Below are 15,447 nucleotides of genomic sequence, written 5' to 3' on the forward strand. Positions count from 1 at the left end.
AGTGCCCTGTTGAGGGTTAATTAAATAGCTGCAGCAGCTTGGATGAACTTGATGTTGAGTGGTAGCCAGTTTTCGCAATCAATGTTAGGTACTAGGAGAAGAGAATTCCATGAACCCTCTTTTTCGCTAACCTTTAAGCCATAAGCTTTAATTGTTGCATTGAGCTCTTCTTTGTTTTTAAACGCAATGCCATGGCTAGTGGTGTATAGATAACCACAACCGACTGGTTCATCATGTTGAAAGACTTGGAAGCACTCATTTTTTTGATAGCATGTAATCAACTTCTCACCTAAGTAATCAGATGAAAAACCGTTGCCGAATTCAAATGTTTTAGATTTGATTTGGCGATCACCACGGCTTACCTCATAGAAGTCTTTGCTCCTGATTTGGTCAGTGATGATCTTGGCTTGTTCAGCTAGTGTGTTGCGAGCTTTTTTAATGGCTTCGTAATGCACTAGGTAGTCACTGTAGCTAACAAATTCATGGTTAAGGGAATTTGATAGTTCGTTATATTTAGGCATGAAAGCCCAAACATTTACTTCTTCAAGGTATTCCTCTCCTTGTCCGTAACCACTCCCGTTAGGGTTATACCAGAACTTACGGTTAGTTGTACCAATCAGTTCGAGTTCGTGGATGTTAGGACTTATAAATGGGCCGCCAGAGCATTGTACTCCTGATCGTGCACCTTTTACTTTGTAAGCGGAAACGTTGAATCCAACTTGTGACGATTTATCTCCGTAGATGCGCTCTATCAATCCTTGTTTACCGACTTGTTGGCCAGATAAAGGTATGACTACATCTCCAGGAAGAGGTTGTACTTCAGTTGGTAGTTTTGCTTGGTTGTATAGATTTACTTTGTTCATTGGTAGCTCCGAATGGTTTAGTTTCAGACAAAGCTACACAGACAAGCTGTTATAGCCCGTCTGGGGTTGGTTTTTTTAATGCTTAAGCATTGGTTGGTTCTCGGCTTTCCTTCACGTTGAGATAGCGCGCTAACACGGTCGTCATGCAGCAGTAAGCTGATGATTCTGGTGAAAGTAGTCTTATGGAATAAGAAAAAAGGAGGGTTTACGAAAGTCGTTGTTGTGGCTTTGATAAACCATCTTAAGGAAGATATTAAAATTTGGATAAAGTGGTGAAGCCCACGCAAGATTAGAAATTTGAAAACACATACCCACTCGGCCGGATAGTGCTTTGAAATAGTAACGCTATTTCCTTATGCTGGCAATAAGTTTACTCGGCTCGATTTCGCTCTTTTAAGCACTCAGTTAGAAGCTTTTTAATCTGAGCATTCATTTCGCTCTCTTCTTTTAGGATTTCCACAGAATGTATTTTTTGTTCTTTTTTGGAAAGCAAATCGAAATAGTCCTCAATGTACTTCGGATTATTCATCACTAGTATTTGGGGTTCATACATACCTTTGACGATAGAAGTAATGCCAGTTTGACACTTATAGTGTTTCTGCTTGAACGTGATGACAAAATCACAGAACTCTACATCGAAGTCAATTATATGACCGTTGTATATGTAATTGGAACTGTTGATGGTGGTGATATAATTTTCGACATATTCTGTGATCTGATTTTTTCCGACTAAATCCCCCATTCCTTTTGCTTGCTTCGCAGATTCTTTAGATCTGCTAACGACGATAATAGCCAAATTATCCCATTCAACTTCGAAGTAAGGCCAAGGCGCATCAAAGTAGACGGGGTTCGATAGGTCATGTGGACGTCTCATTGTCATTTTTCCTTTAAAAATTCACTAACTAAAATCTATTGGTAGCAATCCGGCTGCAGAAATTTTGGTATTCGCGAGTTAACTTAGCAGGTTGTTGTGCTTTGCTAAGTTAATGTAAATAAAATACCAGAATGCTAAATAGAACTTTCGTTTAAGCAATTTCTAATGATTCCGGCCATATAAAGTAAGACCCGAAACGTGCGCTGTATTTGAACTCGCCCCCCCGAGCCGTCCCTGATTTTGTTAATTTATGCTTCCCTTTATCCAAGGATAGGTACCCTTTAGAAACGCAGATTCTAAGAAATTCGTCAGTTTTTAGGCGATGCTTTTTCGCCAATTTTGATGAAGTTATTTTCTCTATTTCTTTTTCGGTCTCATCTTCCTTCCTTTCTGAAGACGTAGATTCAGCTTGAATTTTCTCCAAGGAAATTCTAACTTCATCGCTAATACGGATGATTCGTTGTGCTTCTTCGTAGGACTCTTTGTATATGATTGAATCTTCAGCCCTATCAATAAAGATACCCATTTCATTGTTGTTAACTTGACTGAACTCATACAGGTTTAAGCTCGTAATAATGCAGGAATTTTCGTTCATGTAGCATTTTGCATGTAAGTTTTTGCAAAAGCTTGTCCGCACAAAGGAAAGTCCGTTAAGCCAGCTTATCTCATCGGGTTGAAGTTCACTTTTTCCATAGACAATTCTAATGTCAATTTTTAATCGATCTTTGTCTTCTAATAATTCACGTATGCGGTCATTCAGTTTGAGAAAGGGGCTGATTAAAATAAGCCTTTCAGATGCGTTCTTAATCAGTTCTTCGAGGTAATAGTTTGTTGCACTTGTGTTTAAAAACTTAGCCATGACGTTTCTGTATGATGTTTAATTTTCTAATGATGCATAAATTATGCATTTACACCATCTATCAGTAAACCAATATCTATCATACCTACCTCTATTCGTGATCTATCTATTACCTCAAGGTAAAAAAAAAGACTCACCGAAGTGAGTCTCTTGATTTTTTACTCTGCAATAGCAGGTATTGTGACAAATAAATTTTCTGAGAAAATCAGGTGCAAGTACGCTTTTTGGGGCGTAAGCATGTCACTATCGTTTCCACAGTAATAGCTCGCAGTAACATCCCCAGAAAGCAATTGCTTAACTGTTAGTAGTTCGTGCGGCTTTGGTGGGTTTAGGTAACCACCTTTAGGTTCATCAGAGTCAATTGTCACTTCGACTCTGTATTCTTCTTCATTGATTTCGGTCTGTAAGGCCTCTGCAACGACGAAGTTACCATCTTTATGCTGTATTGAAATATCTCCAAACGTGATCTGATCATAGTTTGGTAGTTTACCTCCCTCGTAATATGCTGAGAGGGCGTATAGATGCGAAGTTGTCACCGCAGCATTGCTATTGATATAAGAAGCCAGGTAGTGCTGGTATGGGCTCATATCATCGGTCAGGCGGCGTTTGTTATAATCACGAAATACGTTTAGCGCCTCGATGTTAACTTCGGTCCCGCTTTGAATGTTTTCAATTTGGGTTGTAGTCATTTTCATCTGGTAAGACTTAACGAATTTTGCGTGATCTTCTCCTTCTTCACAGTCCTCGATTCGAACTAGGCTTAGTTCGTCACGATCTTCCACAACATTTAACAAAGCTAATCGACTATAACGAAGAGAACTTGTTAAGCCATCGCTATCCATGACTGACATGTACTCCACGATGAGGCGTACTTTCTTGGCATTTGCGTAAGTAGCATCCCAATCAAACTCACCATTCATGATTTGTTTGATATCTAGATCAGAAAAGCCTCCAATTTGAGTGATCATTAGGTCCATTACTGGGTTTTGATTCACACAATCATCGAGAGCTTGTTCTAAGGTGTAGCCAGAAATGCCGTATGTAGCCGCGTCTGAATTTGGTTCTTCAGTGCTTGGGTTCTCGTTACACAAGATTGTGTCTAGACCGTCTGCGATAGAACCGTTAGCTTCATGGGCCAACATACTAAAGTTGCCTTCCCCATCTACAATGTGAGTGCGTAGGTATGAAGCCAGAGTAGCGAAATTGTGAGTGTATGGTTGGTATTTCATAGGAGTAGTCCTCGTTAATAGGAACTACTCACCCAACAGGGAAAAGTAGTCCCTTTGGGGTTTAAGATATAAAGTTATTTGGTTTTAAATATTAGTTGAGTCCGTAAAACGCACGAAAAGCTAGTAAGAATGCTGCTTGAGCATTACCACTTGATTTCATTGCGGTTAGAGCATTGTCTGAAGCTGATGCAAGATCCTTAAAGTCGTTTGAAGACTGATACAATTTGTCCCAAGTACGAGAGAGTACAGTTTCAATACCGTCAACCTCACAAGGAGATAAAGATTTTGCGTTAACTAGCTCAGCAAGAGTTGTAACAGAGACAATTTCTAAACCATCCCCATTGTTGCTAGAAGAAAGCTTCTCAAGAAGTGAAAGCGGCAAAAGAACATCGCGTTCCTCTTTGCTAACACTCACAAGCTGTTCCTTAAAGCCTGGAGACAAGTTCAAGAACTGGCCATCAAAGTATTGCTCTACTGCTTGGGACCAATATTTTGCCTTTCCAGGTGCGTTTAAAACGATTTCATCAATATCCACGATGGTTACCCTCTTAAGATGCAACGAAGCAAATGAATTGGCCGCAATAAGTGCGAACATCTTCATTGAGAACGATAGATAGTTCACCGGCCAATTCGCTCGAGTCGGCAACTGTTAAATCAAAGTATATGGTGTTGTCATTATTACCATTTAGATAAGCACCGTTAAACTCTGTAACGTTGTCGAACATAGAACGACTTACTTCAAAAACAGTGAGATTGGTTTCTGCAAATGCAGCTTCACAATCAGTCGATAGGAAAAGAACTGTGTCTTTAACCATATCCATTGGTAGTCCAATTTTACGCTGAATAGCATTGAGTTGCTGCTCATCTGCGTTGTTTGTATCGACAATCATGCCAACACGCGCAGGCGTAGGAAATTGAGGGTTTAGCTTTTCGGTCCTCTTAACGAAGTGAGAAGAGGTAAAGCCTTCAACATTTTGGATGTTTAGCATATTCCCAATTGTCGAACCAATGTAGGTAGCAGTTTCTGAGGTAGATTTTAGGTTTCCAAGTGTTGTATTCATTAGTGGTAGTTCCTTGTAAAAAACGAAGCACCACTATTCCCAGTATCGGGTTTTAGTGGTGCCCGATTGGGTTAAAAAATTAGAGCTCCGAAGAGCTCTAGTATTGTTTAAGTTACTTTGAGTAGTTGTTGATGATCACAAGCTGGTGGTTCAGCTGACCAAGATAATGCGTAAGTTCTTCTGAATTTACACCGCTATCATTTAGGTCAAAAACCACTGTGTTTTCATCTTCAAATACAAATTTTGATGTGTCGCTAGCAAGTTCCACCAAGTGGTCAAACATAGGAAGGTGCACTGTAAAGCGATGAGCCTTTACGGTTTCTTCTTTATCAACATCACCAAAAATCACACACTTGCCAATGAACGCTTCATGTTCACGTTGTAGAGTTTGCGCTGTATCTACAACATCTTGAACACGCGGCGGGATATGCAAATTTGGCTCGCGAATATCTTCACCTAACAATTCAGTGAATTGGACAAAGTATTTGTGAGCGTCAGTTTGCTTACCGAGTGGCATTTCATTTTTAAGCGTTTCGATTTGGAGCTCATTAGCCTTAATGTATGTAACTTCGACATCTTTAGCATCAAGTTCAACTAGGTTATCGCGGGTAACGATAGGGATACCGCTTGATTTTTGATTCTCAAAATCAAACTGAGAAAGGCTTGATGCCTCTACCCATTCGTAACACTTACTGCAAGAGCGTGTGTAATACTCGCCGTCATGTTCGACAATCTCATTGGCACATGGCTCAAGATAACGAAGAAGGTTGATAGTCGCCTCTGGTGCATCTTTAGCTTCTACTAGATATGTAGACTCAAATGTTGAGTCACTAACTCGAACAGAAGTAGTCACAGACCAGAATTGGCTTTGTTGGCCAAATGTACTAAAGAATTGTTCAGCTGCAAAAAAATCTTCATCGCTGATGTCTGTTGGCTTTTCTGGAGTGTCGATTAAACTATTACAAGAATATACGACATCATTGCAGATTTGGTCGCAGAAGTTGCCGAAAATGAACTCGATATTTTCTCGTTCAACATCAGTTACATCATTGCATGAAACCATCACTACAGTTTCGTCCATATTGCCTTCACCGGGAGCCGGATCTTCTAACCATGTTAGCAACATCTCAAATTCAGGGAATTCAAGACATAGTTCCCATGATGGGTATCCTGCACAAGTTGACCCCTTTGAAGTATCAGCACCAGTCACCTTGATTGAACCTTGCTCTAAAGCATCAACCAACGGGCCAACAGGTTCTTTTTTTGAAACCATGTCTTTTAGTTGGTCTGATAGCAGTTTTTGCAAGTAAGTAATGTTGACTTTCTCAATCGAGTCCTTTTGTTTGTAGATTAGAGCCGATTTGATTTTGCTAGTTACTTCGTCGATTTTAGCGTGTGTTAGGTTTGTCATTTGGGTAGTCCTCAAATTATGGTTTTGTAGGCACTACCCTCCCCTTTGGGCAGAATAGTGCCCGATTGGGGTTATAAAAGGTTAAGAGTTAAGCTCGAAAACCACCATTGGTGATCAGGAGCGTTTGATTATTTAATTGTCCAAGCTTGGCTTCTAGTCGTTGCGTTATACCTGGGAACTGCCCGCGGTCGAACACAATTGCTGTACCATTATCGAACTTGTATGTGCGATCAACTTCATCTAGCTCAGTGCCAGTAATGAATTTGATCTCTCGTAAATAATCGAATAATGGCGCCGGTACGCAGATATGATCTGCTCGGAATCGGTAGTATTCAACATCGGTTGCTTGGTCCAGTAGCACCAATTTGCTTTCAATGTCGTATGGTTCAACTCCAAGAAATGGCGCTAAATCATCAATACTTACTTCATCCTTACCTGGTTCTTTCAAGAGGTTTAAGTACATGTCAGTGGAGCCGGACAGCTTACCAATGTCGATTTTGTCTGACAGGGTTAGGATGTCTTCAGGCTTTACTGCAAGACCTAATGCAGAAATGTCCTGCAGCTCCAAACCTTCAATGTCCTCTTTAAAGATCGTGGTTTGCACTTGTCCTTCAGAGATGTACGCGTAACGCGAAAGGTGTTGGATGTTGAAGTCAGCATAAGCTGTATCACCACTTCGGTCGTAGTAATGGTCTCCGTCCTTATAAACGCCATTTGTGCCCGGTGAAAGGTACATGATGGTATTCATTTTTGCTTCTTCTGCGCTATCTGCCTCAACGATGTAGGTTTCCTTGAATAGACGCTCTCCGTGTCGTTGTGTCGCGATGACGCGGTAGAATCCGCTATCTTCTCCAAACGTATTAAAGAACATGGCTGCATCCTCGGCCGACTCTGTATCTAGAGCTTTCGCGAATGGCAATGTGTCTTTAAGTGAATGTTTGTTTCCGATGGAATGCTCGTGAGCAAGAACATGGGCATAGTCTGAAAATAGCTGATCAATCGCAGTAACCTGCTCTGGAGTTAAATCACCATAGGAAGTGATGTCTGCTCTAGGATTTGAAACAATCATAGCAGCGTCTTTACCAATGAGTTCGTACTCTAACTCAATTGTAAACTTGTCAAAAACGCATGTGATAGTCATAGGTGTCTTATCAGCGTGGATGCTATCAATATACCAGTTGTAATCAGCGCCGCTCACTTCTAAATCCACCCCTGGTTTAAGAGCATCAAACACAGGTTTAAGATCCTCTCGTTTGATGAGATCAGGGATTGAATCGAAGAACGCTTGAAAGAAGCGAACATTTTGGAGGTGACTTTTTACATTCTCCTCCTGGTTTTTGTGTAGTGTCAGCTTTTGAATTACTAGGTTGATAGTTTCTAGGTTTAGTTCTTTAATATTTTGCATATGGTAGTTCTCTTTGGTTATAGAGGGACTACACCCCCGTGGGAAGTTAGAGTCCCAAAGGGTTTATGAATAGTATTGTTTTATGTGAATCAGTTGGCCAACAACAGACGTACCATCAAAAGAGCCTGACGGTACCTCTTCAGTCTCTGCTTGGTGTTTATGAAGCAAAGCTTGGAAGTCCAATGCCTTCTGAGTTTTTTGCATCAAGGCTGAACCGGATACGATCATTGAAATCTCGCCACCCTCTTTCAAGAATGTGAGTGCGTGATTGAAGTGATCGATATCGACTAAGTTACCCCAAGGTGGGTTACCCACGATCGTGTCAACTTTGCCGCCGATATCTTCAGGTGTTAATGTCAAAAAGTCTGCTGTATACGGAGTGTAACCCTTATCGCGAAGAACTTGGGCGTTTGTTTCCCATAGTTCATTTACGATTGGCTCTGCCCCATAAGAACGAACAATATCTGAAATAGCACCGTGACCGGCATGTGGCTCAAAAATACGTTTGTATGGTTGAATATCACAACGATTTACAACGTTTTGTGATGCTTCTAGCCCAGTAGCAAAGAACGCAAATTCTTGCTTCTTACTTTTGATTCTCCGTCCTGCTAGTACAGTCTCAAAAATCTCTATTGCGTTACCTTCGCTGAAGTCGAACCCGAGCTTCTTATACTTGCCACCAGCTTTTATCAATTGCGCGCGAATCTTGTCATAAGAGGCAAGTTTCTGTTTTGGCAATTCAATGCGGTGACTCGTTACAGTAAGCAGTTTCAGTTCAGCGTGGTATTCAGTAAGTGGGACTGATTCTGAAGCTCTTGGCGCAGACTCTTCATTTGTATCAACATTGTGTTGAGCAAATTGTTTAACTATTTCACCTGTTGGCGTGTCTAGCATTTCATTTAATGCCGCGATACCTGTATCAAGTGATTTAGATAGATCATTCAAAGAAACTTCTTCTGGGAAGATACCGTGAGGTATTGAATCCTTATCGATGTATGCGATAGGGAAACCTCCGAGAATAGTTTGGTACTTGAAATCTAAAGAGTAAGTGCCTCGATTATCATTTTTTTTTAAGAGAATGCTGTAGTGAAGTTCAGACAGTGCTCTGCCTTTGACCGCATCTGCAGCGAGTTCTGTAAGCCATAGCTTAGGCTTGTTCCCGTTATCTGATTGACCGTTGACGTATATTGTATCAACCGCGATTGGAGTAACTTTTTCAGTGGATATAAGATCACTAAAAGAGAACATATCGAATGGGTCAAAACAAGCAGAACGGTAACCATGCGCTGACGTAATTGTGTGCTCTACCTTTACTCTATCAATGGCTTTTACCAATGAATGGAGATCGAGGTAATGCATACCGTACCAGTCTTTCTTACCCTGACTTTTTAATCGAAGGATGCCACAACCGTTATGTTGAACTATTTCAATTTGCACTCCTTCTTTTCCAAGAATATCGTGCTCACGAAGTTCGGTGATAACAAAGTGATATGTAGCATCTCCAACTTTAACAGGAAACGAATTCCATTCAGCGCCCCAAACAAAAGGTTGAAGGCTGATTTGAGAAAACAGGTTACCGGCTAATTGTCGAGTAGATGATTTGGTATAACGTCGTACACAATCCGCGTTGCGAAATTCGCATGGGTCAGCTTCAGGGATGATCGTTAGGTGTTCGAAGAAATCAATCTGGTTTGCTGCGTTGATTTTAGTCATGGTAGCAAGATTGGTTTCAGTAAGGTTTAGATTAATGTTTAGTTGGTTCATTAGTAGCTCCAATTGGTTGTTAAACAAGGAACTACTAACGCTAGGGCGATGTAGTTGCCCTGCGGGTTATGGTTTTTTAAAGGTTTGTTACTCAGTTTTACTTTCATGTCGAGTAAGGCATGCCAAACGTTAGGAACATCCGGTTTAGGGATGGCTGTAGAGTGGTTATCTAAGAGATAAAAAGTGGGGTTTATGTAAGTTCAGTCGGTGACGCAACTTAAATAAACCTACTGCTACCGAGAGGTAGCAGTAAATTTCTGAATTTAAAAATTAGTCGATGTGACTTATTTCTTTATTTCAACTTCAGCTAAAAGGAAGTTTGAAGGAATGGCAGTTCTAGAGGTATTGAACTTATCGAACATGTCCGAATAAGAGTCAAAACAACGCCATTTAATTCCATTAGTGCCAATCAATTGCTTTAAGCAAGATACTGACGAAAAGTATAGAGTTTTACCTTCACTTCGAAAATCACGAAGGAATCCACGATGGACTTCTTCTGTATCAAAGATGACAAACTTTGTATCGACTGGGATACCGTGGCTTTTGCCAAGAATGTAATCTTTACTTGCTGGTTGTCTGTATATGGTTAAGTTTCTGAAGGGCGCATTATCAAGTTCAGTAGCAAACTTATCTAGGGCCTTTCGAGCTTCAACGGACTCCAATGATGACTTACTTTCTCCATTAATGGAGTAAGTGTTTGATCTCCAGTTGAAAGACTGATTAGTTTCCGAGTCAAGTGGAGATTCACCTAGAGGTAAACCAAATTGTTTATGTTGCTTAATCCACAAGATTTCAATCGTATTGAAGTCGATGTTTATAAGCATATCAATCGTTCTGAAGTCTCTGACCGGCTCTTTGTCAGTTAGTGTTTCAGCAATGCGAATATCTAAGTGACCTTTCACCATGTTGCCCTTACGGTCAAGGATGAGTTGTTCTAGAGATTGAGGTAGTTGTGGTTTAAAAGTGTAGCTGATCATGGCGTAGTAGCTCCAAATGGTTGTAAGGGCACTACGCTAGCTATGGGCTATTGAAGTGCCCATATGGGTTAGTTATGAATGTGCTGCACGAATGCAATTAAATGAAATGAACACAGCTCCGATTAGAATTAAAGCTGATTTGGTTGTGTCGCCAAATAATCGAATGTAGTTACCGTCATCGATTGAAAAGTTCATGTTGAAGTAGATAATTGCGATAGCAAGCATAGGTATAAAAGCTGCCACAGCGTACAGAACAAGTTTCTTGTTTATCATTGTAAAGTTTCCGTAGGTACCAGTTGTTCAAATATGATATCAGCAAAAATAGCTAGTTCTAAAATTGATTTTTCGAACCGCTTTTTACATGGTTATCATACTCAATCAAAAGAGAGCCTGCAGATAAAGAAAAACAAACTATGATGATGTTTTCTAGGACTGTTCTTATGTGATCGATCGGTGTATTGATCGCGTTCCAATCTTGGTTATATAAGTATAGGAAAGCCATTGCGAACATAAGAAGTACAATGATACGAGTTGCGTTGTAGAGAGCAGATTTAGTGATAGATTTAATTAATTTAAGCATGGTAGCTCCTAGTTTGGTTTAGAACCTACAGACACATGCATCACCCACAGGGTGTTTACATTTCCCTGTAGGGTTAGTTGTTGGCAGAATTGCCGTGGTTTATTTTTTGTTCGTGAACTTGTCTTTCAGGATGAAAGGTAAGCTACTAATCAAAATAATCATAAGGCCTAAAAATTCCCAGTTTTGAGCAATAAGCTTTAAGATTGTTGAAAAGCGGATTTCTCCGTTTACGAGTAGTTCTAGCATTTGAAAATCCTTAATGTAAATCCTCAAGATGCTACGCCGTTAGGGTTGTAGCCCTATCGGGTTAGCTTTTTTATCGTTTATCTCGTTTTGTCTTCATGTTGAGAGCACGCCAATACAAAGTTCATTCTGCTTAGAGAATGAGGGATTGTGTTGGTTTCTAAAAGTAGAAAAAGAGGGGTTTAGGTAAACCTGTGGCTTACCTAAACCTCTCAGGTGAAAGCTAAAAAGCAAAGTGGAGTAACCTCCACAATGCTTTATTAGATGTTAAGCTGCTTCTGTACAAGAAAGAACTGTGACCGCTGTTTCTGGCAAGTATTCAAGCTCGTAGTAAGCACCGATATTGTTTAAGTTTAGTTCTAAAGATTCGATTCCGTCTTCAGTCTTGATATTGAAGCGGTAAATCATCTCAACGCAGCCGATGTCATTAACAAAATCCCATTTATCACAAATGGCAAGTTCATATTCACCAGCCTGATTTGGGATGTAAGTTAGGTTGCCGAACTCTTCGATTTCGATTTCAGAATCTGTTTTGTTAATAAACAGATAATGAGGGCGAACACCACCAGCTTCTGCTGAATAGCCAGGGTTCTCGAGATTTACTTTAAGGAAACCATTTGGTTGTTCTTTAGTAATCTCAGTTAGCATTTCAATTACTGACTGTGGCATTGGGTAGTTTGGGATGTTTTTGATTGTTACATTCATTTTGGTAGCTCCAGTTGGTTTCAGAGGAACTACTACCGATCAGGTAAGTAGTTCCTGTTCGGATATTAAGAGTTAATGTTGTTGTGCTTTGCAGGTTTAACGCGAATTACAAATATGTTGTCGCGGTAAAGGTTTTCGTTGTGGATTAAGGTATCCATTTGGTAGCCCTAAGCAAATGAGACTACCACCAATCGGTGATTGTCCCGATTGGGTTAGTTAAGATTTTAGTTACGCAAATTTAACGGTAACTTTCTTATCTAGGCTTGGGCTTTCAACGTTACGAAAGTACCCTAGCATAAATTGTTCAGACCATTGTATGTGATCTCGAGTTACAGTTACTACTCCGTTACCTACGGAAAACTCTACCGTTGCGCTATTTACTTCGATATCGTCAACCAACATACCATCAACGTAAGTTTTACCTGACTGGTTTGCTGCGTTAACAAAGTCACTTTCGTTCTTGCCTTTGTTTTCAATAGCTAGTGCTGACTTTATTTCATTCGAACCATCTTGTACAAAATGAAGGGGTCCGAAGTCAGTCATGTAACTGAAAACATGCATTTGATTGATAACAGTGAAGTGTTGCACATCACCGTTCGGGTGTGTTACTTGAATGGCGATGACCGTTCTTGTGTGATCATCTTTCTCAATGAAACGATAAGTAGGTAATTGGTACTCTTTTGAGTAAGCAAGTTTCGGGCTATTAGTTAGGCCGATGATGATCGCTTTACCCGGCTCAATTTCTTCATAAGAAACGGCCCATAGAGTATCAATAAGGCGCTTGCACGCGATTTGTGGTTTTGACGATAGGTTTTTTTGAAGGTTTGACATGGTGTAGTTCCTAGTGGTTTGTGGGAACTATTACCCTAACGGGCATATAGTCCCGTTGTGGGTGAATTATTGACTATGCTACTTCTACAGCTAGCATGTCTTGCTCAGAAACGTTGTAGCTATCGTATAGCCCTTCAGAGAAGAAGCCTGCGATAACAGCTAGTTTGTTTTTGATAATTCGAGAGGCCATTGGATCAGCGTCGATATGGTATTTTACGGTCCCGCTAACGAAAGAATCATCAGCAATAACACTCAATCGTTCTGACTCTTTAAGTACAGGTGTGCCCTGCTGATAAACATAACTCAGACTTGAAAGGCATTGGAGTTGAAATAACTCATCCTGTTTTCTGACATGAATACGAGTAGGCTTTATGCCTAACGATTCTGCGCAGTATTCAGAGTTGATTAGCTCTACATTGAAGATGCCATCAGGCTTTTCCGAAAGAACTGACTCAAGTAACTTTTGGAAGTTTTCTGGCATTTCAGAGCTGTTGATCAAAGCGTTCATGTAATTCCTCGGTTTGGGGATCTTGTAAATTAATAGCTCCAGCTAGAAGCAACATTACGACAGTTATGATTCCAAATGCAGTCCAAGTTGTAATAAGGACTGAGGTTGCCTTGACATAAAGACTCTCTGCAAACAACGCTACAGCTATTGATCCCCAAAAGGTAACAATAATTGTGCAGCAATAAAGCTTGAGGGATTTATCTGTGATTTTGAACATTATGCTAACTCCATTCCGTTATCGACCTTTTTTACCAAGTCAAAAATGTTGTTTTGCTTAAACTCATTCAGTTCTTGCTCACTGATTAAGTTGCTTGAAATACACGTCGCTAAGTTAAGCTTAATCTGCGTCACGATTTCAACTAATGCATATTCTATTTCACCTATAGTCAATATGTCATCTCTGAAAGTACCACCAAGTCCTAATACAGAGCCCCATTCACTAACAAGATCGTAATAAGTGTTGCGAAGGTAGCGTTCTTCTGTGAGGTACTGTTCAAAATGGCCCACATAGTTACCAGTGATATCCATTCCTGATTTTTTAACGATAAGAACGGTTAGATCGAAGTCGTTTTCTGTTTCAGGAACTTCAAAGACAAAGCGATAGAAGCCGTCAGCTTTTTTCTCGAGCTTTGAAGTTAGAAAGTCACTAAGGGTTACTGGCATGTAATTGTTTGGAAGTAGTTTATTCACTGTTAGCTCCTTATGGATTTGAATAAATAAAGGAGCACCCCACTTGGAGATATGCTCCAAAGTAGGAAGTTAGTTGGTTAGCGCATGGTTTAGTTTGCATTTAAGCAAAAATAAAGTCAGTGCTGCATACAGAGCGATTGTCAAAGCTACAGTGGCAAGGGAAATGTAACCTGCTGATGTAATGATAAAGACCCAAAGTGTGTTTGTTAACTCTGACAATGTATACAAATGAGAGATCATTTGGCTCATTAATAAAAGTATCGCAGGAACAAACTTAAGGCTCTTGATGGCAAAAGTCGGTATGTGGTTGTTTAAATGTGAGTTCATAGGTGTAGCTCTCGCGTGAAGGTAGAGCTATACCGGTAGGGATAAGCGCCCTACGGGTTAGTTTTTTTGTAAGTTGATTCTCAAGTGGCCTCACGTAGAGATGCGTGTTGACACGGTAGACAAGCAGCGGGTGCTGTTGTTGCTGGTGGCAATAATCTATAAGTATAGAAAAAGGTAGGTTTATGAAAGTATTGATACTTTGATAAACTTACTTTAAAGGTGATTGATTTTTATATAGCTAGAAAGCCCACGCGAGATAGCTTCTTAAGGAAGGTTATACTCTTACCCACTCGGCCGGATAAGAGACAGAATTATATCTTATATGGTTTTCCAAGGTTGTTCAACGCAGAATAAACTAATTTCATATGATAATATTCAAGTTTCGTTGTGCCAAAGTCAGGCATGACTTAGCGTGTATCATTGGTCACGCTTTCATACCATAAGTAAATCTTGGACAGGATAGAATGATGAATGCAAGTAGGAAGTATCACGCAAGTTGGATAGAAGCTGCAGAGCGGGGCGAAATAAGTTGGGAAACAGTGACCATGTTAATAGAGGCATTCGAACTTGGGGTTGCTGAATGTGTAGAAGAACTATCTTTAACCAACAAATCTGCCACTCAAGTAGCGGACGAAGCCTTAAAGATTAAAAACGATACTTTTCAATACATTCAGAATGTTGGTAAAGAGATTTCTTACCCGCCATCTGGTCTTAACCGTATGTATAGGATCGGTGAAATTGTTAATGAATTAGGATCTACTATAAACTTTTGTTCCCGTAGAATTCATTCTGATCTGAGAATTATTAGCTTATCTAGTGAATAAAAAAGGGCCCTTAAAGGACCCGAGCTGCTCTACAAACCCTCCAACATTAGTGCCGCTTTCACTGGAAGGTATATTCTCCTATTAATTTACTAGAGTGCTTAAGATATAGATTGCGGGCGGCAGCACCGTAATGCCTATCACAATGGCCAACTCATTGATGCTCCTCTCAGGCTTGGCCCCAAAAACCCCAAGAATTGCTCCACCAGCTGCGGCCCATCCAGTAAAAATGTAGGTTTACAATTCAATTAGGTTGAAATGATATAGAGGGTAATTCATAGCCATAATAACCAAAGTTG

At 40.2% G+C, this 15,447-nt stretch carries 17 protein-coding genes; 1 reads left to right on the top strand and 16 read right to left on the bottom strand.

All coding sequences use genetic code 11. The annotated features are described in order from the left end of the window. Window positions 1-20: 20 nt before the first annotated feature. The 16 genes from AB6D58_RS01245 to AB6D58_RS01320 all read right to left on the bottom strand — a co-directional run bounded on the left by AB6D58_RS01245 (window position 21) and on the right by AB6D58_RS01320 (window position 14,000). Window positions 21-863 carry a hypothetical protein gene (locus tag AB6D58_RS01245; protein WP_372156222.1) on the bottom strand — a complete coding sequence of 281 codons (843 nt, stop codon included), beginning with the start codon at window positions 861-863 and terminating at the stop codon, window positions 21-23. A 370-nt stretch (window positions 864-1,233) separates the two neighbouring features. Next, on the bottom strand, window positions 1,234-1,737 hold the full coding sequence (locus AB6D58_RS01250) for a hypothetical protein (RefSeq protein ID WP_372156223.1): 504 nt from the start codon (window positions 1,735-1,737) through the stop codon (window positions 1,234-1,236). A 151-nt stretch (window positions 1,738-1,888) separates the two neighbouring features. Beyond that, window positions 1,889-2,596, bottom strand: a complete 708-nt coding sequence (locus AB6D58_RS01255) for a phospholipase D family protein (RefSeq protein WP_372156224.1) — start codon at window positions 2,594-2,596, stop codon at window positions 1,889-1,891. A gap of 158 nt (window positions 2,597-2,754) precedes the next feature. Further along, window positions 2,755-3,825, bottom strand: a complete 1,071-nt coding sequence (locus tag AB6D58_RS01260) for a hypothetical protein (protein ID WP_372156225.1) — start codon at window positions 3,823-3,825, stop codon at window positions 2,755-2,757. Between the two features lie 91 nt (window positions 3,826-3,916). Continuing rightward, the gene (locus tag AB6D58_RS01265) at window positions 3,917-4,360 is read right to left on the bottom strand and encodes a hypothetical protein (protein WP_372156226.1); all 444 of its coding nucleotides are present in this window, start codon (window positions 4,358-4,360) and stop codon (window positions 3,917-3,919) included. A gap of 13 nt (window positions 4,361-4,373) precedes the next feature. Next, window positions 4,374-4,886, bottom strand: coding sequence for a hypothetical protein (locus tag AB6D58_RS01270; protein WP_372156227.1), 513 nt, complete (start codon window positions 4,884-4,886; stop codon window positions 4,374-4,376). 112 nt (window positions 4,887-4,998) lie between these two features. Beyond that, window positions 4,999-6,297, bottom strand: a complete 1,299-nt coding sequence (locus AB6D58_RS01275) for a hypothetical protein (protein ID WP_372156228.1) — start codon at window positions 6,295-6,297, stop codon at window positions 4,999-5,001. Between the two features lie 88 nt (window positions 6,298-6,385). Continuing rightward, the gene (locus AB6D58_RS01280; RefSeq protein WP_372156229.1) at window positions 6,386-7,702 is read right to left on the bottom strand and encodes a hypothetical protein; all 1,317 of its coding nucleotides are present in this window, start codon (window positions 7,700-7,702) and stop codon (window positions 6,386-6,388) included. Between the two features lie 63 nt (window positions 7,703-7,765). Continuing rightward, entirely contained in the window at window positions 7,766-9,466 is a 1,701-nt protein-coding gene (locus AB6D58_RS01285; RefSeq protein ID WP_372156231.1) for a hypothetical protein, read from the bottom strand. A gap of 284 nt (window positions 9,467-9,750) precedes the next feature. Further along, the gene (locus AB6D58_RS01290; RefSeq protein ID WP_372156232.1) at window positions 9,751-10,443 is read right to left on the bottom strand and encodes a hypothetical protein; all 693 of its coding nucleotides are present in this window, start codon (window positions 10,441-10,443) and stop codon (window positions 9,751-9,753) included. A gap of 72 nt (window positions 10,444-10,515) precedes the next feature. Further along, on the bottom strand, window positions 10,516-10,716 hold the full coding sequence (locus AB6D58_RS01295; protein WP_372156234.1) for a hypothetical protein: 201 nt from the start codon (window positions 10,714-10,716) through the stop codon (window positions 10,516-10,518). A gap of 817 nt (window positions 10,717-11,533) precedes the next feature. Next, a complete protein-coding gene (locus AB6D58_RS01300; RefSeq protein ID WP_372156235.1) occupies window positions 11,534-11,971 on the bottom strand; it encodes a hypothetical protein in 438 nt (145 codons plus the stop codon). A gap of 228 nt (window positions 11,972-12,199) precedes the next feature. Beyond that, a complete protein-coding gene (locus AB6D58_RS01305) occupies window positions 12,200-12,802 on the bottom strand; it encodes a hypothetical protein (RefSeq protein ID WP_372156236.1) in 603 nt (200 codons plus the stop codon). Between the two features lie 73 nt (window positions 12,803-12,875). After that, window positions 12,876-13,310: a hypothetical protein gene (locus tag AB6D58_RS01310; protein ID WP_372156237.1), complete on the bottom strand. Its 435-nt coding sequence runs from the start codon at window positions 13,308-13,310 to the stop codon at window positions 12,876-12,878. Beyond that, on the bottom strand, window positions 13,285-13,527 hold the full coding sequence (locus AB6D58_RS01315) for a hypothetical protein (RefSeq protein ID WP_372156238.1): 243 nt from the start codon (window positions 13,525-13,527) through the stop codon (window positions 13,285-13,287). The genes AB6D58_RS01310 and AB6D58_RS01315 overlap by 26 nt, the downstream gene beginning before the upstream one ends. Beyond that, complete coding sequence (locus tag AB6D58_RS01320; RefSeq protein ID WP_372156239.1) at window positions 13,527-14,000, bottom strand: hypothetical protein; 474 nt, start codon at window positions 13,998-14,000, stop codon at window positions 13,527-13,529. The genes AB6D58_RS01315 and AB6D58_RS01320 overlap by 1 nt, the downstream gene beginning before the upstream one ends. A gap of 791 nt (window positions 14,001-14,791) precedes the next feature. On the opposite strand from AB6D58_RS01320, the gene AB6D58_RS01325 reads away from it, so the two are divergent. Further along, the gene (locus AB6D58_RS01325) at window positions 14,792-15,151 is read left to right on the top strand and encodes a hypothetical protein (RefSeq protein ID WP_372156240.1); all 360 of its coding nucleotides are present in this window, start codon (window positions 14,792-14,794) and stop codon (window positions 15,149-15,151) included. Window positions 15,152-15,447 lie beyond the last annotated feature (296 nt).

This window comes from Vibrio sp. 10N.239.312.D08, assembly GCF_041466145.1.
Classification (GTDB): Bacteria; Pseudomonadota; Gammaproteobacteria; order Enterobacterales; family Vibrionaceae; genus Vibrio; species Vibrio crassostreae_C.